This is a genomic window from Herbiconiux sp. VKM Ac-1786 (assembly GCF_015350805.1).
Classification (GTDB): Bacteria; Actinomycetota; Actinomycetes; order Actinomycetales; family Microbacteriaceae; genus Herbiconiux.
The window spans coordinates 331,589-357,440 of sequence record NZ_JADKSG010000002.1 but is presented as its reverse complement, the minus strand read 5'-3'; the positions used below and the strand labels follow the sequence as shown (position 1 = coordinate 357,440).

The following is a 25,852-nucleotide window of genomic DNA, read 5'->3' as shown; positions in this document are numbered from 1 at the left end:
ACCGCAGAATTGGCAATCGAGCGACGAACCTTCCTCGCAGGGGCCGTGTCGGCCCTGTCGCTGGCCGCGCTGACGGCGTGCACGCCCGACGCCCCCCGGCCGACGCCCACGCCGACCGGATCGCCCGCCCCGACGCCGCTCTCCCCCGTTCCGCGCCCGGCCGGGTACCTCCGCAGCTCCTGGTCGACCGACCCGTTCTCGCTCGGCTCGTTCAGCAGCACGCCGGTCGGCGCGGGCCCGGGCGACCGGGCGACGCTCCGCGAGACCGTGGGCGACCGGGTGGTCTTCGCCGGCGAGGCGGTGGCGTCCGAGCATCCGGGAACCCTGCAGGGCGCCCTCGAGTCGGGAACCTCGGCCGCCGAGCGGGTGCGCGCGATCGCCGACGACGGTGAGCGCATCGCCGTGATCGGGGCCGGGCTCGCGGGGGCGACGGCGGCCCGGGCACTGGCCGACGCCGGTTTCGACGTGGTGGTGCTCGAGGGGCGCGATCGGGTGGGCGGGCGCATCCTGACCCGGGAGGAGAGCGGATGGCCGTTCCCGGTCGAGCTCGGCTCCCCCACCGTGTCGGGCGCCGACATCGACGACGCGCTGCTGGCCTCCGACGTCGACACGCTGAGCCTCGCGGGCGACTCCGAGGTGCGCACGGCCTCGGGCGAGGTCGACCCGCCGAGCACGGTGGGGCCGGATGCGGTGTCCGCCGCCGTGGCGTGGGCCCGCGCCCAGCCCGCCGACGTCTCGCTCGCCTCGGCCCTGTCGGCCTCCGGCGCCGAGGCGGTGCCGACCGCGCCCGACGCCGACGGCGTCTCGCCGGCCGACCGGCTGGCGCACTACCTCGACACCGCGGTGGCCACCCGGGCGGGCGCCAGCGCGTTCGAGCTCTCGGCGTCCTACGGTGTCGCCGAGCCGCCGTCCGGCGACGGGCCCGACGCCCCCCGCCTCGTCGTGGGCGGGCTCGACGCCGTCGTGGAGGCCGCGCTCGACGATCTCGACGTGGTGCTCTCGAGCACGGTCATCCGCATCGGGTACGACGACGACGGGGTGAGCCTCCGGCTCGGCCGCGGCGAGTCGCTGAACGTCGACCGCGTGGTGGTGACCGTGCCGCTGGGTGTGCTGAAGACCGGGGCGATCGAGTTCGCCCCGGCGCTGCCGCAGCCGACCCTCGACGCCATCGACGCCCTGGGGGTGGGCGAGCTCGAGCAGCTCTGGCTGCGCTTCGACGAGCCGTTCTGGTCGACCGAGGCGACCGTTCTCTCGGTGATCGACGACACCGCCGTGGTGGCGGAGTGGATCAACCTGCTGCCCTCGACGGGTCAGGCGATCCTCGTGGGGCTGACCGCGGCCGACGACGTGCCCGTGGGAGCTGCCCTCGGCGACGACGAGTTCGTCGAGGCGGCCCTCGCGACCCTCGTGCCGTTCATCGACCCCGACGCCGTCGCCACCCCGACCGCCACTCCGGAGCCGACGGCAGCCGGCTGATCCAGGCGAGCAGGGCGGTGATGCCCGCGAACAGCGCCAGGGCGATGCCCGCGTAGAAGACGAACTCGGGCGGCGTGACCTGGCCGGGGTCGAGGAAGAAGTACGGGTACCAGCCCACGATCGACCCGCGGATGAGCGTGAACACGCCCCAGACGATCGGGAACCCGAGCGAGATCGGCACCGTGCGCCAGAGCAGGCGCGGGCGGCCGATGCCGACGATCCAGTCGAGGATCAGGTAGCCGGGGATCCAGAAGTGCAGCACCTGGCTGGAGAGCGGCACCTCGATGCGGTACTGGTGGCTCGAGGCCTGGGTGACGATGGTGCCGAAGACGATGCCCGAGACGATCACGTAGGTCGTCACGATCCCACGGATGCCGCCCGCCCAGGCGGAGAGGCGCCGGCGGGACGGGCGCAGCATCGCGAGCCCCGAGGCGGCGAGCACCAGCACGTTCACGGCGTTGCTCTGGAAGGTGAAGTAGAGGAAGTAGTTGACCGTCGAGAAGGTGCTGAAGCCGAGCGTGTACTCGACGTCGAAGACCAGGGCCACCACCGCGACGACCGCCACCGCGAGTCGGACGAGGGCGGCAGCACGTCGCACGCGGGCTCCGATCGTCGGAAGGATGCCGGGGCCTCCGGCCGGTCGTGCATCTACGCTAGTCGCTCGTGGCCGGAGGGCCCGTCGCCCGGGCCGCCCGGCGCCCTGGTGGGCAATCCGGTCGAGCCGCCGGCTCCGAAGAATCGACGTGGCTCCATTGCACGATGCCCACGAGCCCGGACGACCCGATCAGAACCCTGCTGAGCCGGTCGAACCCACCCGGCGCTCCGGCATGACCCGACACGACTCAGACGACGACCCACCGCGCTCCGGCCCCGGGTCGTCGACCCTGCGCGCGTTCTACGCGCCCTTCGAGCTCGTCCACGACCCCGCGCGGGTCGGACTGCGACGCCGGGAGGTGCGCACGCGGGTGGGGCCCGTGGTGCTGCACGCCGGCGAGCGTCGCGGCGACGGCCCGGCCACCGTGCTCCTGCACGGTGCCGCGGGATCGTGGACGACGTGGACGCCCCTGCTGCTGGCCGCGGCGGCCGAGGGCTGCCGTCCCACCGACATCGTCGTGCTGGACCTGCCCGGCTGGGGCGAGTCGCCGCTGCCCGACCGTCCGCTGTCCAACGGCCGCTCGGCGCTGACGATCGACGCCTACGCCGGCGCGGTGCGGGATGCGGTCGAAGCCCTCGGCTACCGCTCCTGGCACCTGGTCGGCCACTCGATGGGCGGGCTGATCGCCCTGCACCTCGCGGCGCGCGAGCCGGCCCGCACCGAGTCCGTCGTCGTGGTGTCCCCGACCGGTCCGTCGGTGCTGGAGGCGGCCGCGCACCCGGTGCGCTCGTTCACCCGGGAGCCCGCGTTCGTCTGCCTCCGCGCCGTGATGTCGGCCTTCTCCCGCGGGGGCCGCACCGCCTCGGTGCTGCTGCGGGCGCTCGACCGGATGCACGTGCTGCGCCCCGTGGTCGCGCCCCTGTTCGCCCGGCCGTCCCAGATCCCGCCCGGCGTCGCCTCGGCGCTGGCACGCGAGGTGCGCCCGGAGGCGTTCTCGATCGCGGCCCGCCTGGCGGCCGGCTACGACCCGGAGCGATGGAGCACCATCACCGCGCCGGTGCGGGTGCTCCGCGGGCGCCGGGACGCCTTCGCGGCCGAGACCGACGACGCGCGCCTGGCCGGGCTGCTGCCCGGCTCGACGCTGACGGTGCTCCCGACCGCGGGTCACTTCGCCCACCTCGAGGCGCCCTTCGCGGTGCTCGACGAGCTCGGCTCGTCGGTCTGCGCGGGCGCCGGAGGCTAGCCGCTACTCGGCCAGGATGAGGTAGAGGGCGCGGCGCGCCTCGTCGATCTTCTCGACGGCCTGAGCGCGCTGCTCGTCGGTGGCCGCCGTGCGGAACTGGTGCAGCACGCCGAGGAGCTTCGCGGCGCTGGCCTGGAACTCCTGGTCGGCAGGCGACTGACCGGCGGTGGCCTGCCAGGCGCGCTCCAGCTCCTCGCCGTGCTCGGCCACGTAGGCCCGCCCGGAGTCGCTCAGCTCGAACTCGGTGCGCCGGCCGTCTCCGGTGGAGACGATCAGCTCCTCATCGACGAGCTGCTGAAGAGTGGGGTAGATGGAGCCGGGGCTGGGGCGCCAGACTCCGCCGGTCTTCTCGGCGATGGCCTTGATCAGGCCGTAGCCGTTCGAGGGCGACTCGGCGAGCAGCGACAGGATGGCCGCCCGCACGTCTCCGCGCTGGGCCCGGCCTCCACGACCGCCGCGCGGCCCGAAACCGGGGCCGAAGCCGCCGCCGAAACCGCCGGGGCCGAAGCCCGGACCGAAACCGCTGCCGGGGCCGTGCCCGTGGGGAGAGCGCTCGAAGGAGGGGGTGTGATGAATGCGTCGCATGAGCATCCGCCTTTCGTTGTCAAATCTGAATGTCGCGACTGTTCGCGATAGCTTTACGATATATCGGTACTGTTCGGCTGTCAAGCCAATAGGATTTCGTCATGCACGACGAAGCGTGGGACCGCACCCCCATCCAGCCGCAGAGCGTCGACGCGCCCCTGTCGACCTCGGCCATCTTCCTGGTGGTCTCGATCGCCGAGGGCGACGAGGCGGCCGAGCGGGTGCGGGACGTGATCTCCGACATCGGCGGGCTCGTGCGCGCCGTCGGCTTCCGCGACCTCAACGGGCACCTCTCCTGCAACGTCGGCATCGGCTCCGACGCCTGGGACCGGTTCGGCCAGGATGCCCGTCCCGCGCAGCTGCGCCGCTTCTTCGAGGTGCGCGGGCCGGTGCACACGGCTCCCTCGACCCCGGGCGACCTGCTGTTCCACATCCGGAGCGAGCGGGCCGATCTCGCCTTCGAGCTGGAGCGGCTGCTGCTCGGAAAGCTCGGCGACGCCGTGACGGTGGTCGACGAGACCACGGGCTTCCGCTACTTCGACTCGCGCGACCTGCTCGGCTTCGTCGACGGCACCGAGAACCCGACCGGCGCCGGCATGGCGCACTGGTCGATCGTCGGCGAGGAGGACGAGGCCTTCGCGGGCGGCAGTTACGTCGTCGTGCAGAAGTACCTGCACGACCTCACCGCCTGGAACACGCTGCCGGTCGAGCTGCAGGAGAAGATCATCGGCCGCACGAAGCTCGACAACGTCGAGCTGGAGGACGAGCCCGGTGCGCGCAAGTCGCACAAGGGGCTCGCGACGGTCGTCGACGCGAACGGGGTGGAGCACGACATCCTGCGCGACAACATGCCGTTCGGGCGGCCCGGGGCCGGGGAGTTCGGCACCTACTTCATCGGCTACGCCCGCGAGCTCTGGGTGATCGAGCAGATGCTGCGCCAGATGTACGTGGGCGACCCCGTCGGGTCGTACGACCGGATGCTCGACGTCTCGATCCCCGTCACGGGCACGACCTTCTTCGTGCCGTCGAACGACGTGCTCGAGGGCCTCGCCCCCTAGGCGCCGCCCGCACGCGGTCAGCGCCCCGCGCGGAAGGCGTGCCCCCGGTGCGTCGCGGGCAGGTGCGGCCCGCCCTCGGGGAAGAAGCGCTCGCGCAGCGTGTCGCCCGTGTACTCGTCGCGGGCGAGCCCCCGCTCCCGCAGCACGGGAAGAAGCAGCTCGATCAGGTCGTCGTAGGTCTGGGGCGTCAGGTGCGGCTGGATCAGGAAGCCGTCGACGCCGGTGGCCGCCACGAACTCCTCGATCTGGTCGGCGACCTCGTCGGGGCTGCCGACGAAGACGCTGCCGTTGATGCCCGTGCGGCGGAAGTTCTCGAGGATGTCGCGCACCAGCGGGGCCGGCGTGCCGTCCTTGCCGAGGTAGCGCTCGAGGTTCGACTGCCCCATCTCGGTCTCGGTCTGGGCGATCGGCTTGTCGGGGTCGAGCGCCAGCAGGTCGATGCCGGTGTTGCCGGCGTAGATCGCCGCGGCGCCCTCGTCGCTCGACAGCTCCAGCATCCTGGCGTGCTTCGCCCACGCCTCCTCGCTCGTCGGGGCCGTGATGAACAGGGCGCCGACCAGGATCTTGATCGCGTCGGCCGGGCGCCCTGCGGCGACGGCGCTCTGCCGGATGCCCGTCACGTTCGCCGCGACGGTGGCGGGCTCTCCCCCGCCGACGAACACCGCCTCCGCGTTGCGCCCGGCGAACTCCCGCCCGCGGCCCGAGGCCCCCGCCTGCACGAGCAGCGGCGTGCGCTGCGGCGACGGCGGCAGGTTCAGGATGCCGTCGGTGCGGAAGTACGGGCCCTCGTGGTGCACGAGATGCACCTTCTCCGGGTCGGCGTAGACGCCCGTCGCCTTGTCGAGCACGAGCGCGTCGTCCTCCCAGGAGCCCTCCCAGAGGGTGAGGCTGACGTCGACGTAGTCGTCGGCCATGTCGTAGCGGAGGTCGTGCCGGATCAGCTCCTTGCCCATCAGCGCCGCGGCCGTGGCGCCGGAGGAGCCGGTGACGATGTTCCAGCCGATCCGGCCGTCGGTGAAGTGGTCGAGGGTCGCGAAGCGGCGGGCGTTCGCGGCCGGCGGCTCGACGGTGGTCGACGTCGTCAGGATGAAGCCGAGCCGCTCGGTCACGGCCGCGAGGGCGGAGATCAGCGGCATCGGGTCACCGTGCGGGATGCCCCGGCCCTCGCGCACCGACGCCGGGATCAGCTGCCCGTCCAGCGCCGGGAAGCCGTAGCTGTCGGCCAGGAAGAGGAAGTCCAGGCGCGCGTCCTCGAACTTCTTCGCGAGCCCGGTCCAGTGCGAGAGCTTCGTGAACTCCGCCGAGGTGTCGTCGGGATGCTGCCATGCCGATCCGACGGTGCCGTTCGGGCCGATGTACTGGAAGATGCCGAGGAGGAGAGGCTGCATGGCTATATTTATGACATAAATATCTTTCCACGGTGTTACCGGAGGTGTCAGGCGGATGAACGATGGCGGCGGGGTGGAGCGCTCGACGCGGCCGCTCGATGACGACGCCGTCGCGATGGGGGCGCGCATCCGGGCCCTCCGGCACGAGGCCGGCCTGACCATGGTGCGGCTGGCGGCGGCGACCGGGGTGTCGCAGCCGTTCCTGAGCCTGGTCGAACGGGGGCACGCGCGTCCCGGCCTCGCGACGCTCGCCCGCCTCGCCGAGGCGCTCGGCGTGCCGTCGGGATCGCTGCTCGCCCGGCCGGCCGCGAGCCGCGTCACGGCGGCCGGGGTGGACGTGGTGCACGTCGAGGCGGAGGGCAGGGCATCCGCCGGTCACCCGGGAGAGCTCACCGTGTGGCAGCTCGCGCAGCTGCCCGGCGGACTGTTCGCGACCGAGATCGTCGGGGAGGCCGCCGGGGACGGGGGGCAGCGCTTCGCGGAGTTCGCCGACCACGACGAGGAGGAGTTCCTCTACCTCCTGGCGGGGGTGCTCGAGGTGGAGCTCGGCGACGGCACCGTGCACCGGCTCTCGGCCGGCGACACCCTCGCCCTCGGCGCGGGGGTGCGCCACCGCTGGCGCGCGGACGGCCCGGAGGGCTTCCGGGCCGTGACCGTCACGTCCGGACGGCACTCCCACTGACGCTCGCGCGCGGCAGGGCGATCGCGATCGAGGTGCCCTCGCCGAGCACGCTCGAGATGTCGATCCGGCCACCGTGCGCGGTGACGATGGCCTTCGTGATGGTGAGGCCGAGGCCAACCCCCTGCACGGCGTTCTTGGTGGCGGTGCCCGCCCGGAAGAAGCGCTCCGACAGCCGGTGCAGCTCGTGCTCGGCGATGCCGTAGCCCGTGTCGCCGACGACGATGCGCACCTCGTCGGGCGCCGACTCGAGCGCCACGGTCACCGATCCGCCGCGGGGCGTGAACTTGACCGCGTTGGAGAGGATGTTGTCGACGGCCTGGCCGAGCCGCACCGGGTCGGCCCCGAGCACGAGCTCTCCCGCGGCGACCTCCGAGCGCAGTTCGACGCCGGCGGCCTCGGCGACCGGCCGAGCGCTCTCGAGCGCGGCGCGCAGCACACCCGGCAGATCGGTCGGGACGGCCTGCACCCGGAAGCCGCCCGAGTCGACCTGGGCCGTGAAGAGCAGGTCGCCGACGAGCTGGAGCAGCCGGCGCGCGTTGCGGTCGACGACACCGAGGTACTTCTCCTGCTGCCGGCTGAGCGGCTCGTCGTCGTCGGAGCGGAGCAGCTCCACGTAGCCGAGGATCGAGCTGAGCGGCGTGCGCAGCTCGTGCGAGATCAGCCCCGCGAACTCGTCTTTCAGGCGCTCGATCTCCTTGGCGTCGGTCTCGTCGGTGGCGACGAAGACGAAGCCGGCGGGCTCACCCTCCTCGTCGAGCCGTTCGGCGATCGACACCTGGGCGGGGAAGACGCTGCCGTCCTTGCGGAGGTAGCTCCAGTCGCGCACGTCGCGGAGTCCGGCGCGGGCCGTGCCGACGAGGCCGGCGAAGTCGCGCAGCTCCTCGCGCCGGTGCAACTCGGTGACGTTCAGCCGGCCGATCGCCTCCTGCGCGGTGTAGCCGAGCAGCGATGCGGCACCGGGGTTCCAGACGGTGACGAGCCCCGACCGGTCGGTGCCGATGATGGCGTGGCCCGTGATGTCGTTCCAGACCCCGTCGAGCAGCGCGTTCGCGTTGATCGCCTGCAGCTCGCGCTTGCGGGCGGCCCGGTTGGCCCGCTCCAGGGTCTCCACCAGCCGGTCGCGTTCGGCGTTCAGCTCCTCGAGCTGCTGCAGCCGGCGGTTCACCACCCGGGCGATCTGGTTGATCAGCACGGCCGCGATCGTGAAGGCGACCGGGGTGAAGACCAGGCGCACCGCATCCGCCGGGCTGGTGACCGCGGAGATGCCAAACAGGAACGGCAGAGCGATCGTCAGCACGACGCCGGCGGCGGCGATGACCACCGAGCGGACGCCCGGCTCCGACGCGATCCAGACCAGCGGGATGATCATCAGGGCGCCGAACGGCGACCCCTGCCCGTCGGTGCCGAGGCGGAGCAGGGCGGCGGCGACGAACGTCGTCACCGGGACGGCGAGCTCCCAGCCCGGGGCGAGGGTCGTGCGCGGCAGCACGAAGGCGAAGGCCGCCGCGGCCAGCACGAGCACGTCGGCGACGATCACGAGGGCCGGCACGACCTCCACCACGACGGGCGAGAGCAGCACCAGGTTCGCCAGCACGAAGGCGACGATCGCGGCGACCTGCTTGAGCAGCGGCGACCACGAGCCGAACGAACCGCCGCGGCGATGAGCGGATGTGCGGGCCGCGGCCACCCGGACGGTCGCCGGGTCCCTCTGACCGTCCATCAGACTCGGTCGGCGACGCCGCGCATGAACTCGACCAGCTCGCGCACCTGGAAGGGCTTCGTGATCAGCCCGTTGGCCCCGGCGAGGTGCACCGCCTCGGCGGTGCTCGGCTGCGCGTTCGCGGTGATGATCAGCACGTGCTGCTCGCGCAGCTCGTCATCGGCGCGGATGCGCTGCACCAGTTCGAGCCCGGTGAGGCCCGGCATCGAGATGTCGAGCACCGCGAGGTCGATCTCGTCGGCCTTCAGGGCCTCCCACGCGGAGAGCCCGTCGCCGACGGCGGCGGCCACCTCGTAGCCCGCCTTCTCCACGGCGATCGAGACGAGATCGCGCAGATCGGCGTCGTCGTCGGCAATCAGAACCTTCATCGTCCCTGTCCCCCATCGTCATCGGCCTCGACGGCCGCGGACGCGGCCGGGAAGAGCGGAGTGAGCGTTCGCGCCACGTCGGCGGCGGTGAACGGCTTCGGCAGCACCCCGTCGACGATCGGGAACTCCTCGAGCCCCAGCACGGAGGTGACGACCAGCACGCAGTCGGGCACCTCCTGCTTCATGGTGCGCACGAGCTGCCAGCCGTCGATGCCGGGCAGCAGGAGGTCGATGATCGCGACCGCGGGCACGAGACGACGGTAGGAGTCGATCGCGGCCTCGGCGGTCGTCACGACCACGACGTCGTAGCCCAGCCGCTCGAGATGCAGGCGGAGCAGGTCACCCTGATCGGCGGAGTCGTCGACCACCAGAGCGGTGCGGCCGGTGACCGGGATGCTGCTGGGGGTCACGCCGAGATCCTCTCGCGCCCCGGTCTCCCTGGATCCGGCACGGATACAGGCTGAGAGCGCTACCAGCATCCTGGCACGCGGGGGGCCCGGGGTCCAACCGGTGTCGACGGGTGTCGGCCGGACACGCGGATGCCGGCGGCACCCCCGCAGGGATGACCGCCGGCCGGCCGCGTCGCGCGAGTCGTGCGTGTCAGGACACGTACGACCCCGCGGCCGTGGCCACCGCCGCCGACACCGCTTGGGTGCCACCGACGATGACGATCTTGCCGGGGTTCAACCGGTCGAGCTCCGCCTTCACGGCCGCCGGGATGCTGTCCCGCGTGACGAGCAGCACCGGCCCGCCCTGCTTGGTGGCCGCCGCGGCGCCGGACAGGGCGTCGGGGAAGTTCTGACCCGACACCAGGTAGACCACGGGCACGCCCGGGGTGAAGGTCGCCGCCGACACCGCCGCCGAGACCACGAAGCGGTCGGCACCCGCGATGCGGGTCGTGGGGGCGATCGCCTTCAGCGCCTTCTCGACCGCGGGCGAGAGCGACACGGTGCCGCCGAGCATCACGATCTTCGCGGGCTTCAGCCGCCCCAGCTCGGTCGCGATGGCCGCGGGCACCGAGGTCGGCGTCACCAGGAGCAGCGGAGCCTTCTTCAGACCGGCCGCGGCACCGCCCGACAGGGCGTCGGGGTAGTTCGCGCCGGAGGCCACGTAGACCACGGGGGCGTTCGGGGCGAACACCGCCTTCGACACCGCCGCCGAGACCGCGAAGCGGTCGGCACCGGCGATGCGGGTGGTCGGCGCGGTCGCCTTGAGCGAGGTGACGACGCTCTCCGCGATCGCCGCGGTGCCGCCGAGCACCACGATCTTCGCCGGCTTCAGCCGGGCGAGCTCGGCCGCGATCACCGTCGGAACGGCGTTCTTGGTGACGAGCAGCACCGGGCCGCCCTGCGCTCCGGCGGCGGGACCGGCCGACAGCGCGTCGGCGAAGGTCTCGCCCGAGGCGATGTAGGCCACCGCCACTCCGGGCGAGAACACGCCGGCCGAGGCCGCCGCCGAGGTGGCGAAGCGGTCGGGGCCGTCGTAGCGCACCGTCTTGGCATCCGCCGGCTGCACCGCCGCCGTGGCCGCGGAGGTCGCGGTCAGCGGCGCGTAGCCGTCCTTCGTACCCGACACCGCGATGGTGAGCGTGGCCCCGACGTCGGCGGTGGTGGGCACGTAGCTGAGGCCGGTGGCACCGGCGATCGCCGTGCCGTTGCGCTTCCACTGGTAGGTCAGCGCCACCGGGGCCGGAGCCCAGGGCGCGACCGTCGCGGTGAGCACCGCACCGACCTGCGCGGTGCCGGCCACGGTCGGCAGCACGGGGCTGATCGCCAGGAGCGGGGCACCGTTGCTGTCGTAGAGGGCGTAGTCGTCGGTGATCAGCTCGCCGTTGGCGGTGATGTTCAGGCCGAAGCTGATGCCGGTGACGTCGGCCGGGATGGCCGGGGTGGTGAAGTTCGCCTCGGTGTAGATGGTGGCGGGGGCGAACAGGGGGCTCGACGTCCAGTACTTCCAGACGCCCAGGGTGTCGCGGGTGTAGACGGCGAACTGGGTGTTCGCGGTGGACATGTAGAACGCCCGGAGGGAGTAGGTCGCGCCCGGGGTGACCGTGGGCGAGCATCCGGATTCGTCGAACAGGGCGAGCAGCTTCGCGTCGCCGTCGACGTAGTTGGTCACGGTGACCTTCTCGGCAGTGGCCCCGGTGCGACCCGGGGTGACGGTGCTGAAGACGGGCGTGTTGGAGCCGAAGCTCGAGCCCCACCAGCACTGCGGGATGTTCGCGACGGCGCCCGGGGTCTCCAGGCTCGGGTTCGTGACACCGTTCTCGCCGGGGCCGGGGGCCGGAGCGAGCGGAGGGCCGGCGACGACGGGCTTGACCGCTCCGCCGACCGCCTGCTGCACGGTCTTGACGGTGCCGTTGCCGCCCGCCTGCCACTGGGCGAGCCAGGTGGTGAACTCGTCGAACAGCGCCGAGCTGATCGTGGCGTTCTCGGGCGAGGTGTCACAGGTCGAGGCGCAGATGTGGTGGAACGTCAGCTGCACCCAGCCACCGACCGCGTCGGCCGCGGTGACGGTGGACTGCAGGCGGGCGAGGTCCCAGGTGCTGTCGACCTGGTCGGCCGCGGCCGTGAGCGTCGGGTCGGCCGGCGGCAGGGTCTCGGAGACCGCGCAGTCGGCACAGGGCGTACCGGGCGCCGTCTTCAGGTCGCCGAGGCCGCGGGCGGTGTTGTAGCCGCAGTCGGCGACCGTCTGCTGCACCGCGGGCGTCGACGAGGCGAAGGGATAGGCGAAGCTCGTCACCGAGTAGCCCCAGTTGGTGAGGTTCACCCGGTCGTTGCAGACCTCGCGCTTCACGTCGTCGGCTCCGAGGGTGGCGAGGTCGAGGTGGTGCACCGTGTGCCCGCCGATCTCGTTGCCCGCACCGGCGATGGTGGCGACCTCGGGGCGGGTGAGGTAGCCCGGCTGGTCGACGTAGCCCGAGATGAGGTAGAAGGTGCCCTTCAGGCCCTTCGCGTTCATCGTGGCGGCGGCCGCCAGTTGGTCGGCGTTGCCGTCGTCGAAGGTCAGCGAGACGACGGTGCTGCCCGCCGCCTGCGCGGGGGCCGCCGGGGCGACGACGGCGAACCCGACGAGGGCCGCCGCCGCCACCGCGATGGAGAGCAGGCCGGCGGTGAACCGCCGGGAATGGACTGTGGACTCGGTCATCTTCGACCCCCTGTTGCTGCCGGAGCCGGCGCCCTGCCCCCAGACGGCGGCGACGACGGCGGAACGCGGAGGGCGTTCCAGGGGCGACGGTAACAGCGCCGGAGAGCCCCGCTCACGCACCTTTCCCGCACCCCGGGGATGCGGTTCCGATGCGGTTATCCGCACTACTTCTGTGCAGGCGCTGAGATTGCTCGCGCCGACACGCCCGGCAGGAGCACAATGTCCCTACTTCGTGGCGACTGTCGATTCCACTTCGTTGGGGGACGTCGGAGGAACTCTCGGCTCGATGTGACGCTCATCCGAGCCCATTGGAGCGCTGCATGAAATTCCTCGCCAGAGCCGTCGAGCTCGATGCGATCGCGCGCCTCGCCGCGTCGGCCGCCGGCGGGGCGCTCGTCTTCACCGGCGAGCACGGCATCGGCAAGTCGCGGCTCATGCAGGAGGCGCTCGACCGCTCGGTGCTGCACGCCGTGCTGGTGCAGACGAACCCCGCCGAGGCGGCCTGGCCGCTCTCGGGCTTCTCCGCGGTGTTCGCGTCGATCGACGATCCGCGCGCCGTCGAGTTCGCGGGCCGCTTCACCCTGCGCTCGACGGAGCCGCAGCAGGTCTTCGCGGCGGCCCGCGACCTGCTGACGATGCTCCGCGGGCTCGGGCTGCCGCCGCTGCTCATCCTGATCGACGACCTCGACCGCATGGACGAGATCAGCCAGACCCTGATCGGCTTCATGGCCGGGCGGCTCGCCGGCACCGGCCTCCGCTTCGTCGCGACCGCCAAGCGGCTCGGCGGCGACCACATGCTCGCGTTCCGCGAGTCGCCGCTCGCGCCGCTCAGCTTCGCCGAGGCCGCCGAGCTGGTGCAGGGCGAGCTCGGCCCGGTCGCCGACGCGGGCACGGTGCAGATCCTGGCCGCCCGCAGCGGCGGCAACCCGCTCGTGGTGGAGCAGTCGGCCCGCGCGCTGACCCGCGACCAGATCGTCGGGCGCGAGGCGCTGGTGCTGCCGATGCGGCCGCCGAAGGCCACGAAAGCCCTCGCGGCCGAGCTCCTGGACCCCCTCTCCCCCGTCGCCCGTGCCGTCGCCGACGACGTGGCCATGGCATCGCTCAGCGACGTGGGGCTCATCACGGGCGACGACGTCACGCGCGTCGACGCGCTCGAGGAGCTGCTCTACTCCGGCCTCGTCGACGTGCACGGTCAGGTGGTGCGGATGCACGACCCTCTGCTGCGCTCGTACCTGTACTGGAGCCTCGAACCGCACCGCCGTCGCGACCGGCACCAGGAGCTCGCCGCCCTCGCCGCCGGAGCCGACGGCCCCCGCGGACGCAACCGCGCCTGGCACGAGAGCTTCAGCCCCACGGGCCGGGCGGCGGTCGGCGGCCTGCTCGACGCGGCCTCGGCCCTCGCCGAGGACGGCGAGACCGACGCCGCGGTCGAGTTCGCCGAACGGGCACTGCTGATCGAGCCCGAGCTGAGCCGCGCCCACCGCGGTCTGCACCGCTTCGCGTCGGTGCTCGCGCTGCAGGGCATGCTCGACCTCGCCTCCCGCTACCTCGCCCGGGTGCGCGTCGACGTCCCGTCCCCCGCGCTCAGCCTGAAGCTCGCCTCCACCCGCATCGGCATCGAGCTCTCCCGCAGTCACGTCGTGCCGACCGACGACGTCGAGTCGTCCGTGAGCCTGTACGGCGACGACGACCCGGTCGGTGCGGCCGAGCTGCTCAGCATGGTGTCCTCGTTCCACAGCGGGCGGTGGGACCTCGAGGAGGCCCGCCGCTGGCAGCGCCTCGCCGCTCTGTTCGTGGCGAAAGCGGGCGGCGCGGCCCCGGCCGGGTTCATCGACGCGAGCGGCATGATCGACGCGATCGACGGCCGCGAGGAGGTGCGTCCGGTCGCCGCCCGGCTGAGCTCCGACGAGCTGCACGACCTGCCCGTCGGCTCGCTGATCGCCTTCGCGACGGTGCTCTGCTACCAGGAGCGCTACGCCCAGGCCCGGCGGGTCGTGAACGTCGTCCTGCACGACCATCCCACCGAGCACCTCGCGCGCTCCTGGGCCTGGAGCCTCTCCCTGATCAACGAGATCCGCGCCGGCGACTTCCACCGGGCGCACGCCGTGGTCGATAACTGGACGGCCGAGCCCGTCGACAGCGAACCGCCGCACGCCGCACGCACCCTCGCGATGACCTGGCACGCCCTGACGCTGGGACTCCACGACGAGGCCCAGGAGCTCGCCGAGGAGTGCTCGGCCCTCGCCTCGGCCGAGCGGAACCCCGCGGTGCTGGCGCGCCTGTCGACCTTCCTCGGCACCGACGCGCTGCTCCGGCGCGACATCGACGAGGCCGTGCGTCTGCTCGGCCTCGCCGACGCGGGCTCGGTGCAGATCGAGAACCCCGGCCTGGTGCGGCACTCGGCGAACCTGATCGAGGCCTACGTGCTCTCCGACCGCCGCACCGAGGCCGAGGCGGTGATGCAGCGGCTGCTCCGGCAGCAGCACGAACGACCGAGCGAGTGGCTCGAGCTCGCGGTGGCGCGCTCGGCCGCGATGCTCGCCCCCGACGACGAGGCGCCGGCGCAGCTCGCCGCCGCCGTCACCCTGCACGAGGAGCGCGCCTGCGACTACGAGCTCGGCCGCATGCTCACCGTCCAGGGCGACCGGCTCTCGCGGCTCGGCCTCCGGGGCGAGTCCGAGGCCGCCCTCGCCATGGCCGCCGCCACCTTCGAGCGGGCGGGCGCCACCCTCTGGGCCCGCCGCGCCTCGGCCGGTGAGCCGGTCGTCGTGCGCGACGCCGACAGCATCCTGGCCCTCCTGAAGGCCGAGGAGCGGGTGATCGCCGAGTTGGTCAGGCGGGGTCTTCGCAATCGCGAGATCGCCGGCGAGCTGTTCATCTCGCTGCGCACCGTCGAGCTGCGGCTGACGCACATCTACCGCAAGGTGGGGGCCCGCTCGCGCTCGCACCTGGCGTCGCTGCTGAACTGACGAGCGCCCGCGGCGGGCTGACGCCGGCCCGCCGCCCTCAGGCGACGGGAGCGGCGACCGGCCGCCGCGACGGGCTCGTCCACTGCCCCGTCGACCGCCGGAACGCCGCCTTGTACAGCGCCACCAGGCAGAGCAGGGCGTCGGTCACCCGCAGCAGCGGGAAGACGAGTCCGTAGGCGAGATAGGCCACCCGGCGCGACACGACGGCGGCGAGCAGCGTGAGGAGGTAGTCGGGCACGACGACACCGAGCACCAGCGCGAGCGGGGGCAGAGCATCCGCCAGCCCGTCGAGCGGCTCGCCCGCCGGGAGCCCGAGCCCGCCCGCGAGGGTGACCGCCGTCGACACCGCGATCACCGGCAGCACGAGCACGAGCACGACGCTCGAGACCAGCAGCTCGACGATGAACAGCCCGAGCGAGAGCCAGAACGCGCTCAGCCGGAACCGGTGCCGCAGCACGGTCTGCCAGAAGCCGAGGTTCCAGCGCTCGACCTGCTTGACGTAGTCGACGAGTTCATCCGGGTCCTGCGTGTGCGCGATGGCGCTGTGCGGGTGGAAGGCGATGCGGCCGAGGCGCTTGGCGTGCACCTCGAAGGTCATGTTGTAGTCCTCGATCTTCAGGCCCGGGGCCGCGATGTCGATGTCGGCCAGGATGCGCGTGCGGTACATGCTGGCGAAGCCGGGCACGATCGGCACCACGTTCACGAAGCGTCCCGCCTGGCCGAACTTGAACAGGTACTGCATGGCGACGTACACGCGCTCCCGGTAGGCCACGAGGATGCGCCCGGCCCGCGTGGGCGAGCGCGGGGTGAGCAGCGTCGTCGCCCGCCCCGCGACGGCCACCACCCCGGGGTCGTCGAAGGCCCGGAGGCCCGTCTCGAAGTAGTCGGGGGCGAGCCGGGTGTCGGCGTCCAGCAGCATCACGACGTCGAAGCGCTCGGCGAGCTCGAAGTGCCGGATGGCCTCCACCAGCGCTCCCGCCTTGCCGCGGTTCGGGTTCAGCTCGAGCACCGTCGCGCCGTGCTCGCGGGCGATGTCGGCGGTGGCGTCGGTGGAGCCGTCGCTGACCAGGAAGAGCTGCACGCCCGCCTGCAGGGCCTGGAGCGCCGCCAGGGTGCCGCCGATCACGGGCTCCTCGTTGTGCGCGGCCATCAGCACGGCGACCCGGTCGCGGTCGGGCCGGCCCGCGGCGAGAGTGGTGACGGGCGGCTCCCCGGTGGGACGGTGGGTGACCCGGCGGAGCGGGGCCAGCCGGGCGGCGACGAGGCGGATGACGCCCGCGGTCGTCCAGATGAGGGTGCTCAGCCCGAAGACGAGCAGCAGGGTGATCACGAACGCCGACATCGAGGGCTCCCTCCCGCCTCGCGCGGGGAGAAGCCTCCTCGCGTCCCTCCACGGTAGGGGCGGACCGGGCGGGCGGTCGGGCCCGGATCCCGCCGTCCTCGTGCGGGAAGCCGCAAACCCCGCGACCGCGACCGCAAGCCCACGCCAACCCCGCGGGGGAACCCGCACTCCTCGCCGATCGCGTTGACGACGCCAGCCGCCGCCGCGGATGGTGAGGACCGGGGGCCAGAGCCGGACGTTCCGCTCATCCGCCCACCAGGACGACTGCAGCCGCTGCAGGGCGGTCCGCACCACGGACAGAGGTCCGCACGGACAACGAGGGGAATGACGATGACGACGTTCGAGAGCATCAGCCGGCCGACCGACGAGGAGGCGTGGCTCGCCACCATGGCACCGCCGCTGGCGGCGCCGGCCCGCCACGAGTTCGACTTCGACGTCGCGATCGTGGGGCTCGGCTACGTGGGGCTGCCCACGGCGCTCGCCTACCACGCCAGCCACAGCCGGGTGCTGGCGCTGGACGTCTCGGCCCGCCGCATCGACACGATCCGCGCCCAGGGCGCCGATCTGCTCGACAGCGACCGGCTGCGGCTGGCCGAGGCGCTCGACCGCCCCGACTTCGTGCTCACGAGCGACCCCGAGCAGCTGCGCCGGGCGGCCGCCGTGATCGTCTGCGTGCCGACCCCGATCGACGAGCACCTGGTTCCCGACCTGTCCATCCTGCGGGCGGCGTGCACGACCATCCTCTCGACGGTCACCCCCGGGCAGACGCTGATGCTGACCTCCACCACCTACGTCGGCTGCACCGACGACCTGCTGGTGAAGCCGCTCACCGAGATGGGCCTCAGCGTCGGCAACGACGTGTTCGTGGCCTTCAGCGCCGAGCGCATCGACCCGGGCAACGCGTCGTTCGGGCACGACGAGGTGCCCCGCGTCGTGGGCGGGGCGACGCCGCAGTGCGAGGAGGAGGCGACCCGGCTGCTGCTGCGCTACGTCACGACGGTGCACCGGGTGCGCTCGCTCGCCGCGGCCGAGATGACCAAGCTCCTGGAGAACACGTTTCGCGCCGTCAACATCGCCCTCGCCAACGAGTTCGCAGACATCTGCAGCTCGCTCGACATCGACGTCGCCGATGTGATCGACGCCGCCTCGACGAAGCCCTACGGCTTCATGCCCTTCCTCCCCGGCCCCGGGGTCGGCGGGCACTGCATCCCCTGCGACCCGCACTACCTGCTGTGGCAGCTGAAGCGCTCGCGGGTCGCGGCGCCGATGATCACCCAGGCCATGACCGAGATCTCGGCCAGGCCCCACCGCGTGGTCGACCGGGTGCAGACCGTGCTCTCCCAGCAGGGGCGCGGCATGACGGGCGCCCGGGTGCTCGTGGTGGGCATCGCCTACAAGCCCGACGTGGAGGACCTGCGGGAGTCGCCCGCCCTCGAGATCCTCGACGAGCTGATCCGGCGCGGAGCGCGCGTCGGCTACCTCGACGCGCACTTCGACAGCGTCGCCCTTGCCGGCGGCAGCTCCCTCGCGGGCATCGTCGACCCGGTCGCGTTCGACGCCGACCTCGTGCTGCTGCACACCCGGCACCGCGACACCGACCTGAGCTGGATCGACGACCGTCAGATCGTGCTCGACACCACCTACCGCGGGGTCGACGTGGCCCACCGCGTGAACCTCTGACCCCCGCCGCACCGGCAGAAAGAACAGTGAACTGATGCGTACCATCGTGACCGGCGGCGCCGGCTTCATCGGCAGCCACCTCGTCGACCACCTCCTCCGCGCGGGCGACGAGGTCGTCGTGCTCGACGACATGTCGACCGGCTCCCCCCGCAACCTGCTCGACTCGCTCGTCGACCCCCGGCTCAGCATCGTGCACGGCTCCGTGCTCGACCGCGACCTGCTCCTCCAGACGGTGAAGGGCGCCGACCGGGTGTTCCACCTCGCCGCCGCCGTCGGTGTGAAGCTGATCGTCGACCACCCGCTGGCGAGCCTCCGGGTGAACATCCACGGCACCGAGAACGTGCTCGACGCCTGCTCGGCCACCGGCGCCACGCTGCTGCTGGTCTCCACCAGCGAGATCTACGGCAAGAACACCTCCGACCGCCTGCACGAGAACTCCGACCGGGTGCTCGGCTCGCCGCTGCGCTCCCGCTGGACCTACGCCGCCGCCAAGGGCATCGACGAGGCCTTCGCCCACGCCTACTGGAGCGAGCACGGCCTCGACGTCACCATCGTGCGCCCGTTCAACACCGTGGGGCCGCGTCAGACGGGCCGCTACGGGATGGTCGTGCCGAACCTCGTGGGTCAGGCCCTCCGCGGCGAGCCCCTCACCGTCTACGGCGACGGCGAGCAGACCCGCTGCTTCTCCTACGTCGGCGACGTCGTGCCCGCCATGGTGCGGCTGCTCGAGGAGCCGAGCGCGACCGGAGACGCCTTCAACCTCGGAGGCGCGGAGGAGGTCTCGATCAACGCCCTCGCCCGTCGCGTGATCCAGGTCACCGGCAGCTCGAGCGACGTCGTGCACGTCGACTATGCCGACGCCTACGCGGCCGGCTTCGAGGACATGCGCCGCCGGGTGCCGGACTACAGCAAGGCCGCCGCCCTCGTGGGCTTCGACCCCGCGACGCACCTCGACGAGATCATCCGCCGCGTGGCCGAGAACCTCGGCGGCCGCTCCGACGAGCGCGCCGGCGGACTGCGCGCCGGCGGCCTGCCCGCCGCCGCCGGACGACACTGATGTGCGGCATCGTCGCGGCCCGCACCACGGAGCCGGTCGCGCCCATCCTGCTCGGCGCGCTCAAGCTGCTCGAGTACCGCGGCTACGACTCGGCGGGCGTCAGCATCCGCACGAGCGGCGGGGACTCCGCGACCACCCGCACCATCGACCGGGTCGAGTCGCTCGAGGCCCGGGTCGGCGCCTGGTCGGGCGCCGAGCTGCCCGGCACCGGCATCGGCCACACCCGCTGGGCGACGCACGGCGCCGTGACCGAGCAGAACGCGCATCCGCACCAGGACTGCTCGGGGCGCCTCAGCCTCGTGCACAACGGCATCATCGAGAACGCGGGAGCACTGCGTCGCGAGCTCGAGGAGCAGGGTCACGTCTTCGCCTCCGAGGTCGACAGCGAGGTGATCGGCCACCTGGTCGAGGAAGGCCTCCGGCACGACGACGACCTCGCCCGTGCCGTCACGGCCGCCGTCGGGCGACTCGAGGGCTCCTGGGCCGTCGTCGTGCTCGACGGGCAGACCGATCGGCTCGTCGCCGCCGCGCACCGTTCACCGCTGCTCGTGGCGCGCTCGGCCCGCGGGGTCTTCGCCGCCAGCGACATCAACGCGATCGGCGAGTGGGTCGAGCACTTCCAGGCCATGCGCGACGGCGACGTCGTCGAGCTCGCCGACGAGCTCCGCTGGAGCCGCGGCGGGCTCGCGAGCGAGGAGCCGCCGATGGCCGATTCCGTCTGGACGGGTGCGTCGATCGGCGTCGACGGGCATCCTGACTTCATGAGCAAGGAGATCGCCGAGCAGCCCGACGTCGCGGCCCGCATCGTCGACCGCCTGGCGCCGCACGTGCTCGACGGCTCGCTCTGGGCCGATCTCGCCCTGCCGCACTTCGACCGGGTGACCGTGCTCGGCTGCGGCACCTCGCTGAACGCCGGGCGGATGATCGGCGGCGCCCTCTCGTCGCTCGGCCGGGTGCCCGTGCGCACCCTCGTGGCCAGCGAGGCGGCCGACGCCGTGATGGAGCCGCGCACCCTGGTGCTCGCGCTCAGCCAGTCCGGCGAGACGGCCGACCTGCTGAACGCCATCGAGCACCTCGACCTGACCCGCTCCTCGCTCGTCGCCATCACGAACAACGAGCACTCCACCCTCGCCAGGCGGGCCGACTCGGTGCTGACCTGCGACGCCGGCCCCGAGATCGGGGTGGCGGCCACGAAGACCTTCGTGGCGCAGGTGATCACCGGGGTGGCCGCCGCCCTGTCGGCCCTGGTGGCGAGCGAGCGGATGCTCCGCTCCGACGCCGTGCGCCACAGCGACGAGCTCCGGCTGATGCCCGAGCTGCTCGCGCACGCCATCGCGGTGTCGCACGAGGTGCTGCCCGCCATCGTCGCCGACGTGCTCGACGAGCCGGGGTTCCTCTTCCTCGGCCAGGGCACCGGAGTCGTGCTCGCCGCCGAGGGGGCCCTGAAGCTGAAGGAGCTGAGCTACCGGTGGGCCGAGCACCAGCCCGCCGGCGAGCTCAAGCACGGTCCGCTCGCCCTCGTCGATCGGGGCACCCCGGTGCTCGTGATCGACTCCGGCGACCCGAGGATCGACCGCAGCATCGCCGAGGTCGACGCGCGGGGCGGGCGGATCGTGCGCATAGGCGGCCCGGGCAGCACCGTGCCCGTGGTCGGGCTCGGCCGGCCGGCCGGGCCGATGGCCGGAGCCCGGCGCTGGGGACCGCTGGAGGCCGTCGTGCCGCTGCAGATCTTCGCCCGCGACCTCGCCCTCGCGCTCGGCCGCGACGTCGACAAGCCCCGCAACCTGGCCAAGTCGGTCACGGTCGAATGAGCGCTCCATGAGCCCTCTCCCCAAGCCGCGGTGCCGGGCGGTGATCAGTCGCCCCGGGCCCCCCACCGGTCGACGCATCGCCCGGCACCGCCTTCCCGCCGCCGTCGCCCTCGTGGCGGCGGCGGCACTCCCCCTCGGCGGCTGCAGCCTGCTGCCCGACGGGGACCTCTCCGGCGGGTACCCGCTGCACACCGGCATCGTCGCGACGACGTTCTGGGTCGGCGAGGTCTTCGACCCGACCGCCTCCGACGGCAGCCAGGTCTACTCCACCTATGACTCGCTCTGGATGGAGAGCTTCGGCGGCTGCGACGGCACAGAGGTCGACGGGGTCTGCCAGACCGAGCCCCGCAGTGCGGAGGACGACTTCTTCCCCAGCGCGACGGTGCCGCTCGAGAATCCGTTCTACCTCGACCTGCCCTTCGACGACGTCAACGACCCGGGCGCCTTCGCCCGGCGCGACGAGGTCGTGCCCTGGGCCGGGCAGGAGCCATACCGCTCGCACCAGGGCGACCGGCTGTTCAGCTACCTGAAGAACCGGTGGGTGGAGCTCTCCTACGCCGGAGCCACCTGCTACGCCCAGATCGAGGACGCCGGTCCGGGCGAGTACGACGACGCGGAGTACGTCTTCGGCGACGACGACCCGCGACCGCTGAACGACCGCTACGGCGGAGCCGGAATGGACGTCTCCCCGGCCGTCGTGGGCTGCCTCGGCTTCGACGAGCTGAACGGCGAGCAGGCGGGCGTCTCGTGGCGCTTCGTCGAGGAGGCGGACGTTCCCGAGGGGCCGTGGACCCGCATCGTGACGACGAGCCAGGTGCGCTGAGGCGCCCCGCTCCCCGCCTCGCCGGGAACGACGAAGCCCCCGGTCTCTCGACCGGGGGCTTCTCGTTTCGGTGGACCCGAGGGGATTCGAACCCCTGACCCCCTGCATGCCATGCAGGTGCGCTACCAGCTGCGCCACGGGCCCATTCTCATGGGCGCCATTTCCGCCTTGCGGCTGAAACAACTTGTCTAGGTTACTACATCTTCAGACCGGCTGTGACCACATCAGGCCTCGGGCGCGGTGACTGCCAGCGGCACGACCGGGCAGTCCTTCCAGAGGCGCTCGAGGGAGTAATACATGCGGTCCTCCTCGTGGAAGACGTGCACGACGAGGTCGCCGAAGTCGAGCAGGATCCACCGGCCCTCGGACATGCCCTCACGACGGAGCACCTTGCTGCCGCTCTCGCCCAGACGGTCCTGGATCTCCTCGGCGATGGCGATCACGTTGCGCTCGTTGCGGCCGGAGGCCAGCAGGAAGACGTCGGCGAGGGGCAGCGGGCCCGAGACGTCGAGGGCGACGAGGTTCTCGGCCTGCTTGGAGTCGGCGGCCTCGGCGGCCAGCTGGGCGAGTTCGATGGATGCGGTGGAAGCGGTCACGAAGACTTTCTGATGAGTGCGGGGTGCAGACGGCAGGTCTAGAAGACCTGGAAGACGAAGACGGCGAGCAGCAGCCCGACGACGCCGACGGCGAGCACGCCCGCCGTGATGGCGAGCACCACGGGCGCGTTGGCCCTGGCCCGCTTCGGAGGGGCGATCAGCGAGGTCGAGGAGGTGTTCGTGCTGATGGCACGGCTCGCGCTGACCGGAGCGACGTCGGAGCCGCTCTGCTCGGCCTCGGAGCGCTCGAGGAGCGTGTCGAGGTCGTTGGACTCGAGGCCCGACGCGGGTGCGCCGAGCGAGCCGAAGCTCTTGGGCAGGTCGATCGACCCGGTGATGATGACCTCGCCGGTCTCGTCGAGCGCGGTGCCGACGTCGCCCGAACCGGGGACGGTCGGCAGCACCAAGGCGCTGGTCGTCGAGATCGAGTTCGTCGCCGCCGTGTTGCGCAGCGAGATGAGATCGTCGAACGAGGAGGGGAGCTCGTCGCTCGAGGGGTGGACGCGGTCGTTCGGGCTCTGGAACACGGGGGCCAGGTTCGGCTCGTCACCGGCTCCCGGCGTCGGCGTGCCGGCGGAGACCGGGGCGGGCTCGTCGATCACCATCTCCTCGACGACCGTGTCGTCGTCGGAGTCGTCGGTGTCGGAGTTCGGCACGATCTCGGCGTGCTCGGCCGTGTCGTCGGGCTGCGCCTCGTCGGGCGGCGACTGCACGAGCACGGGGTCGGAGATGGGCACGACCTCGATGATGGGCTGGGGGGAGCCGGCGGGCTCGGCGTCGTCGACGGCCTCGTCGGGCGAGACGACCTCGGGCACGATGGTGTCTTCGTCGACGCCCTCGTGCACCGTGTCGGCATTCTGCACCGTGTCGGAATCGTGCGTATCGGTGTTCTGCACCGTGTCGGCCGGGCCCTGCTCGCGCACGACGCGACGGGAGCCGCCCGCGGAGACGGGGGCGTTGGTGGCGGCGGCATCCGCCTCGGCGGCGCCCTCCGCGGCGTCGGTGGGCGCGCCGTCGTCGCCCTCTTCGGGCAGGGGCGCCTGGCCCTGGCGCTCCATTTCACGCAGCTGACGCCGCGTGAGCGGCTGACCATCGTGTGACAAGCTCATTCAACACTCCGATATAGATGGTGCTTGGTGATGTACTGAACGACACCGTCGGGTACCAAGTACCACACCGGAAAACCCCGGCCGACCCGGCTGCGACAGTCAGTGGACGATATCGCAAGCGCCGGAACTTCCAGATAGCTTACGTCGTGCCGTGGCAAAGACGAAACCGCGAAGGTGTGACCGGGCCGGGAGACCGCCACGAAGTGGGCGAGATCCCAGAGCGCGTCGACGTCCTTCCAGTTGAGGATCTGCGCGATCGCGTCGGCCCCCGAGATGAAGAAGAGGTCGGCGTCGGGGTGCGCGGCCTGCAGGTCGCGCAGGGTGTCGATCGTGTACGTCACTCCGCCGCGGTCGATGTCGACGCGGCTGACGGTGAAGCGGGGGTTCGAGGCGGTCGCGATGACCGTCATGAGGTAGCGGTGCTCGGCGGGGGTCACCGGCTCCTTGTGCCAGGGCCGCCCGGTGGGCACGAAGACGACCTCGTCGAGGTCGAAGGAGGTGGCGACCTCGCTGGCGGCCACAAGGTGGCCGTGGTGCACGGGGTCGAAGGTGCCGCCCATCACGCCGATGCGGCGCCGGCCCTGGCGCTCGACGGTCGGTTCGCCCTCAGGCTGCCGGGTCGGGTCGCCCGGCTCCCGGGTCGGGTGCCCCGCAGGCGTCGAAGAGGTCATGGACCGGACTAGTGATCCGCACCCGTGCGGTCGGCGTGGCCGTGGACGTCGTGCGACGAGGCGAACTTGGCCGACTTCTGCGGGTGACGGTTCGCGACGTCACGGTAGCTCCAGGTGACGAAGCCGAGCGCGATGAAGATGACGGCGGCGATCAGGCCGAAGACGATCGGGGGCATCGGAAGAGCGACGGGCTCGTTGACGGCGGCGAGCGTGCTCACGAGTACGGACATTGCTTCTCCCGGTGTTTCGGACGGAACGACCCTTCTACGATACCGCTAACCGCGGGACTGGCCCGACCCCCGCACCGTCCACTTCGTGCTGGTGAGCTCCGGCAGCCCCATCGGGCCGCGCGCGTGCAGCTTCTGCGTCGAGATGCCGACCTCGGCCCCGAAGCCGAACTCGCCCCCGTCGGTGAAGCGGGTGGAGGCGTTGACCATCACGACGGCGCTGTCGACCTCGTTCAGGAAGCGCTCGGCGTTGCCGAGGTCGTTCGTGATGATCGACTCGGTGTGATGGGTGGAGTAGCGGCGGATGTGCTCCATCGCCTCGTCGAGGCCCGCCACCACCCGCACCGACAGGTCGAGGCTCATGTACTCGGTCGACCAGTCCTCCTCGGTGGCCGGCACCGCGTCCGGGAAGATCGCACGGGTCGCCTCGTCGCCGTGCACGGCGACCCCGGATGCCCGCAGCCGCCCCAGCACCGACGGCAGCAGCCGCTCGGCCGCCGCCTCGTGCACCAGCAGCGTCTCGACCGCGTTGCAGACGCTCGGCCGCTGCACCTTGGCGTTGTGCACGATGTCGACCGCCCACTCCTCGTTCGCCGAGGCGTCGAGGAAGACGTGCACGACACCGTCGCCCGTCTCGATCACGGGCACCGTCGACTCCGTGACGACCGCCTGGATCAGTCCGGCGCTGCCGCGCGGGATGAGCACGTCGACGCCGCCGCGGGCGCGCATCAGGCGGGTGCCGCCCTCGCGCCCGAACTCGTCGACGGTCTGCACGGAGGCCGGCGGGAGGCCGGCCGAGCCCAGGGCATCCTGGATCAGGGAGACCAGCACGCGGTTGGTGCTCTCGGCCGCGGAACCGCCGCGCAGCACGGCCGCGTTGCCGCTCTTCAGGGCGAGGGCCGCGATGTCGACCGTCACGTTCGGGCGCGCCTCGTAGATGACCCCGACGACGCCGAAGGGCACCCGCACCTGGTCGATGCGCACCCCGTTGGGCAGCTTGCTGCCCCGGATGCTCTCGCCCACCGGGTCGGCGAGGGCGACGATCTCGCGCACCGCCGAGGCCAGGGCGACGATGCGCTCGGGGGTGAGGCGCAGCCGATCCTGCAGGGCGGTGGACAGGCCGTTCTCGCGACCGCTCGCGAGGTCGGCCTCGTTGGCCAGGAGGATCTCGTCGGCCCCGGACTCGAGGGCCGTCGCGATGGCCTCGAGGCCACGGTTCTTGGCGTCGGACGTGGCGGTGGCGAGCGTGCGGGAGGCCGTTCGGGCGGCGGCCAGCTTCTCGTCGAAGGCGTCGGGCATGCCCGA

General features: G+C 72.3%; 22 protein-coding genes and 1 tRNA gene. 9 read left to right on the top strand and 14 right to left on the bottom strand.

Annotated elements, in window-relative coordinates; all coding sequences use genetic code 11:
* The first annotated feature begins 9 nt into the window (after positions 1-9).
* Positions 10-1,476, top strand: a complete 1,467-nt coding sequence (locus ITJ64_RS12660) for an FAD-dependent oxidoreductase (RefSeq protein ID WP_194681146.1) — start codon at positions 10-12, stop codon at positions 1,474-1,476.
* On the opposite strand, the gene ITJ64_RS12655 is transcribed toward ITJ64_RS12660, so the two are convergent.
* Positions 1,415-2,074, bottom strand: a complete 660-nt coding sequence (locus ITJ64_RS12655) for a Pr6Pr family membrane protein (protein ID WP_194681145.1) — start codon at positions 2,072-2,074, stop codon at positions 1,415-1,417. The two genes, ITJ64_RS12660 and ITJ64_RS12655, sit on opposite strands and share 62 nt — an antisense overlap.
* 229 nt (positions 2,075-2,303) lie before the next feature.
* Here ITJ64_RS12655 and ITJ64_RS12650 point away from each other — a divergent pair, with 229 nt between their 5' ends.
* Positions 2,304-3,314 carry an alpha/beta fold hydrolase gene (locus ITJ64_RS12650; RefSeq protein ID WP_194681144.1) on the top strand — a complete coding sequence of 337 codons (1,011 nt, stop codon included), beginning with the start codon at positions 2,304-2,306 and terminating at the stop codon, positions 3,312-3,314.
* 3 nt (positions 3,315-3,317) lie between these two features.
* Here the strand turns inward: ITJ64_RS12650 and ITJ64_RS12645 are convergent, their stop codons facing one another.
* Positions 3,318-3,899, bottom strand: a complete 582-nt coding sequence (locus ITJ64_RS12645) for a PadR family transcriptional regulator (protein ID WP_173180774.1) — start codon at positions 3,897-3,899, stop codon at positions 3,318-3,320.
* Positions 3,900-4,000: 101 nt separating this feature from the next.
* Here ITJ64_RS12645 and ITJ64_RS12640 point away from each other — a divergent pair, with 101 nt between their 5' ends.
* The gene (locus ITJ64_RS12640) at positions 4,001-4,957 is read left to right on the top strand and encodes a Dyp-type peroxidase (RefSeq protein ID WP_194681143.1); all 957 of its coding nucleotides are present in this window, start codon (positions 4,001-4,003) and stop codon (positions 4,955-4,957) included.
* 17 nt (positions 4,958-4,974) lie between these two features.
* Here ITJ64_RS12640 and ITJ64_RS12635 read toward each other — a convergent pair whose 3' ends face one another.
* A complete protein-coding gene (locus ITJ64_RS12635; RefSeq protein WP_194681142.1) occupies positions 4,975-6,345 on the bottom strand; it encodes an NtaA/DmoA family FMN-dependent monooxygenase in 1,371 nt (456 codons plus the stop codon).
* Positions 6,346-6,400: 55 nt separating this feature from the next.
* Between ITJ64_RS12635 and ITJ64_RS12630 the strand changes: the two genes are divergently transcribed.
* Positions 6,401-7,027 carry a helix-turn-helix domain-containing protein gene (locus ITJ64_RS12630; RefSeq protein ID WP_194681141.1) on the top strand — a complete coding sequence of 209 codons (627 nt, stop codon included), beginning with the start codon at positions 6,401-6,403 and terminating at the stop codon, positions 7,025-7,027.
* Here the strand turns inward: ITJ64_RS12630 and ITJ64_RS12625 are convergent.
* The 4 genes from ITJ64_RS12625 to ITJ64_RS12610 all read right to left on the bottom strand — a co-directional run bounded on the left by ITJ64_RS12625 (position 7,002) and on the right by ITJ64_RS12610 (position 12,262).
* On the bottom strand, positions 7,002-8,747 hold the full coding sequence (locus ITJ64_RS12625) for a cell wall metabolism sensor histidine kinase WalK (protein ID WP_194681140.1): 1,746 nt from the start codon (positions 8,745-8,747) through the stop codon (positions 7,002-7,004). The genes ITJ64_RS12630 and ITJ64_RS12625 overlap by 26 nt on opposite strands.
* Positions 8,747-9,115 carry a response regulator gene (locus tag ITJ64_RS12620; RefSeq protein WP_194681139.1) on the bottom strand — a complete coding sequence of 123 codons (369 nt, stop codon included), beginning with the start codon at positions 9,113-9,115 and terminating at the stop codon, positions 8,747-8,749. Before ITJ64_RS12620 ends, ITJ64_RS12625 begins: the two co-directional genes overlap by 1 nt.
* A complete protein-coding gene (locus tag ITJ64_RS12615; RefSeq protein ID WP_194681138.1) occupies positions 9,112-9,525 on the bottom strand; it encodes a response regulator in 414 nt (137 codons plus the stop codon). The genes ITJ64_RS12620 and ITJ64_RS12615 overlap by 4 nt, the downstream gene beginning before the upstream one ends.
* Positions 9,526-9,715: 190 nt before the next feature.
* A complete protein-coding gene (locus ITJ64_RS12610; protein ID WP_194681137.1) occupies positions 9,716-12,262 on the bottom strand; it encodes a cell wall-binding repeat-containing protein in 2,547 nt (848 codons plus the stop codon).
* Positions 12,263-12,582: 320 nt separating this feature from the next.
* Between ITJ64_RS12610 and ITJ64_RS12605 the strand changes: the two genes are divergently transcribed.
* Positions 12,583-15,231 carry a helix-turn-helix transcriptional regulator gene (locus ITJ64_RS12605; protein WP_194681136.1) on the top strand — a complete coding sequence of 883 codons (2,649 nt, stop codon included), beginning with the start codon at positions 12,583-12,585 and terminating at the stop codon, positions 15,229-15,231.
* 37 nt (positions 15,232-15,268) lie between these two features.
* On the opposite strand, the gene ITJ64_RS12600 is transcribed toward ITJ64_RS12605, so the two are convergent.
* Entirely contained in the window at positions 15,269-16,573 is a 1,305-nt protein-coding gene (locus tag ITJ64_RS12600) for a glycosyltransferase (RefSeq protein ID WP_194681135.1), read from the bottom strand.
* A 330-nt stretch (positions 16,574-16,903) separates the two neighbouring features.
* On the opposite strand from ITJ64_RS12600, the gene ITJ64_RS12595 reads away from it, so the two are divergent.
* From ITJ64_RS12595 to ITJ64_RS12580, 4 genes are read left to right on the top strand one after another with little or no spacing between them, the layout of a single operon-like run.
* A complete protein-coding gene (locus ITJ64_RS12595) occupies positions 16,904-18,253 on the top strand; it encodes a nucleotide sugar dehydrogenase (RefSeq protein ID WP_228508664.1) in 1,350 nt (449 codons plus the stop codon).
* Positions 18,254-18,287: 34 nt separating this feature from the next.
* A complete protein-coding gene (locus ITJ64_RS12590) occupies positions 18,288-19,310 on the top strand; it encodes an NAD-dependent epimerase/dehydratase family protein (protein WP_194681134.1) in 1,023 nt (340 codons plus the stop codon).
* Entirely contained in the window at positions 19,310-21,121 is a 1,812-nt protein-coding gene (gene glmS, locus ITJ64_RS12585) for a glutamine--fructose-6-phosphate transaminase (isomerizing) (protein WP_194681133.1), read from the top strand. The genes ITJ64_RS12590 and glmS overlap by 1 nt, the downstream gene beginning before the upstream one ends.
* Positions 21,122-21,128: 7 nt before the next feature.
* Entirely contained in the window at positions 21,129-21,944 is an 816-nt protein-coding gene (locus tag ITJ64_RS12580; RefSeq protein WP_194681132.1) for a hypothetical protein, read from the top strand.
* 71 nt (positions 21,945-22,015) lie between these two features.
* Here the strand turns inward: ITJ64_RS12580 and ITJ64_RS12575 are convergent.
* The 6 genes from ITJ64_RS12575 to ITJ64_RS12550 all read right to left on the bottom strand — a co-directional run bounded on the left by ITJ64_RS12575 (position 22,016) and on the right by ITJ64_RS12550 (position 25,846).
* Positions 22,016-22,088: transfer RNA gene (locus tag ITJ64_RS12575), tRNA-Ala, on the bottom strand.
* Between the two features lie 80 nt (positions 22,089-22,168).
* Positions 22,169-22,540, bottom strand: a complete 372-nt coding sequence (gene rsfS, locus ITJ64_RS12570; RefSeq protein WP_194681131.1) for a ribosome silencing factor — start codon at positions 22,538-22,540, stop codon at positions 22,169-22,171.
* A 38-nt stretch (positions 22,541-22,578) separates the two neighbouring features.
* Entirely contained in the window at positions 22,579-23,649 is a 1,071-nt protein-coding gene (locus ITJ64_RS12565) for a hypothetical protein (RefSeq protein WP_194681130.1), read from the bottom strand.
* Entirely contained in the window at positions 23,646-24,320 is a 675-nt protein-coding gene (gene nadD / locus ITJ64_RS12560; protein ID WP_194681129.1) for a nicotinate-nucleotide adenylyltransferase, read from the bottom strand. The genes ITJ64_RS12565 and nadD overlap by 4 nt, the downstream gene beginning before the upstream one ends.
* A gap of 8 nt (positions 24,321-24,328) precedes the next feature.
* Positions 24,329-24,550, bottom strand: coding sequence for a hypothetical protein (locus tag ITJ64_RS12555; protein WP_194681128.1), 222 nt, complete (start codon positions 24,548-24,550; stop codon positions 24,329-24,331).
* 45 nt (positions 24,551-24,595) lie between these two features.
* Positions 24,596-25,846 carry a glutamate-5-semialdehyde dehydrogenase gene (locus ITJ64_RS12550; RefSeq protein WP_194681127.1) on the bottom strand — a complete coding sequence of 417 codons (1,251 nt, stop codon included), beginning with the start codon at positions 25,844-25,846 and terminating at the stop codon, positions 24,596-24,598.
* Between the last annotated feature and the right edge of the window lie 6 nt (positions 25,847-25,852).

Coding starts and splice junctions, on each gene's coding strand:
- ITJ64_RS12650 (WP_194681144.1), top strand. CDS start 2,304: ATGACCCGACACGACTCAGACGACGACCCACCGCGCTCCGGCCCCGGG.
- ITJ64_RS12645 (WP_173180774.1), bottom strand. CDS start 3,899: ATGCGACGCATTCATCACACCCCCTCCTTCGAGCGCTCTCCCCACGGG.
- ITJ64_RS12640 (WP_194681143.1), top strand. CDS start 4,001: ATGCACGACGAAGCGTGGGACCGCACCCCCATCCAGCCGCAGAGCGTC.
- ITJ64_RS12635 (WP_194681142.1), bottom strand. CDS start 6,345: ATGCAGCCTCTCCTCCTCGGCATCTTCCAGTACATCGGCCCGAACGGC.
- ITJ64_RS12630 (WP_194681141.1), top strand. CDS start 6,401: ATGAACGATGGCGGCGGGGTGGAGCGCTCGACGCGGCCGCTCGATGAC.
- ITJ64_RS12625 (WP_194681140.1), bottom strand. CDS start 8,747: ATGGACGGTCAGAGGGACCCGGCGACCGTCCGGGTGGCCGCGGCCCGC.
- ITJ64_RS12620 (WP_194681139.1), bottom strand. CDS start 9,115: ATGAAGGTTCTGATTGCCGACGACGACGCCGATCTGCGCGATCTCGTC.
- ITJ64_RS12610 (WP_194681137.1), bottom strand. CDS start 12,262: ATGACCGAGTCCACAGTCCATTCCCGGCGGTTCACCGCCGGCCTGCTC.
- ITJ64_RS12605 (WP_194681136.1), top strand. CDS start 12,583: ATGAAATTCCTCGCCAGAGCCGTCGAGCTCGATGCGATCGCGCGCCTC.
- ITJ64_RS12600 (WP_194681135.1), bottom strand. CDS start 16,573: ATGTCGGCGTTCGTGATCACCCTGCTGCTCGTCTTCGGGCTGAGCACC.
- ITJ64_RS12595 (WP_228508664.1), top strand. CDS start 16,904: ATGACGACGTTCGAGAGCATCAGCCGGCCGACCGACGAGGAGGCGTGG.
- ITJ64_RS12590 (WP_194681134.1), top strand. CDS start 18,288: ATGCGTACCATCGTGACCGGCGGCGCCGGCTTCATCGGCAGCCACCTC.
- glmS (WP_194681133.1), top strand. CDS start 19,310: ATGTGCGGCATCGTCGCGGCCCGCACCACGGAGCCGGTCGCGCCCATC.
- ITJ64_RS12580 (WP_194681132.1), top strand. CDS start 21,129: ATGAGCCCTCTCCCCAAGCCGCGGTGCCGGGCGGTGATCAGTCGCCCC.
- ITJ64_RS12565 (WP_194681130.1), bottom strand. CDS start 23,649: ATGAGCTTGTCACACGATGGTCAGCCGCTCACGCGGCGTCAGCTGCGT.
- nadD (WP_194681129.1), bottom strand. CDS start 24,320: ATGACCTCTTCGACGCCTGCGGGGCACCCGACCCGGGAGCCGGGCGAC.
- ITJ64_RS12555 (WP_194681128.1), bottom strand. CDS start 24,550: ATGTCCGTACTCGTGAGCACGCTCGCCGCCGTCAACGAGCCCGTCGCT.
- ITJ64_RS12550 (WP_194681127.1), bottom strand. CDS start 25,846: ATGCCCGACGCCTTCGACGAGAAGCTGGCCGCCGCCCGAACGGCCTCC.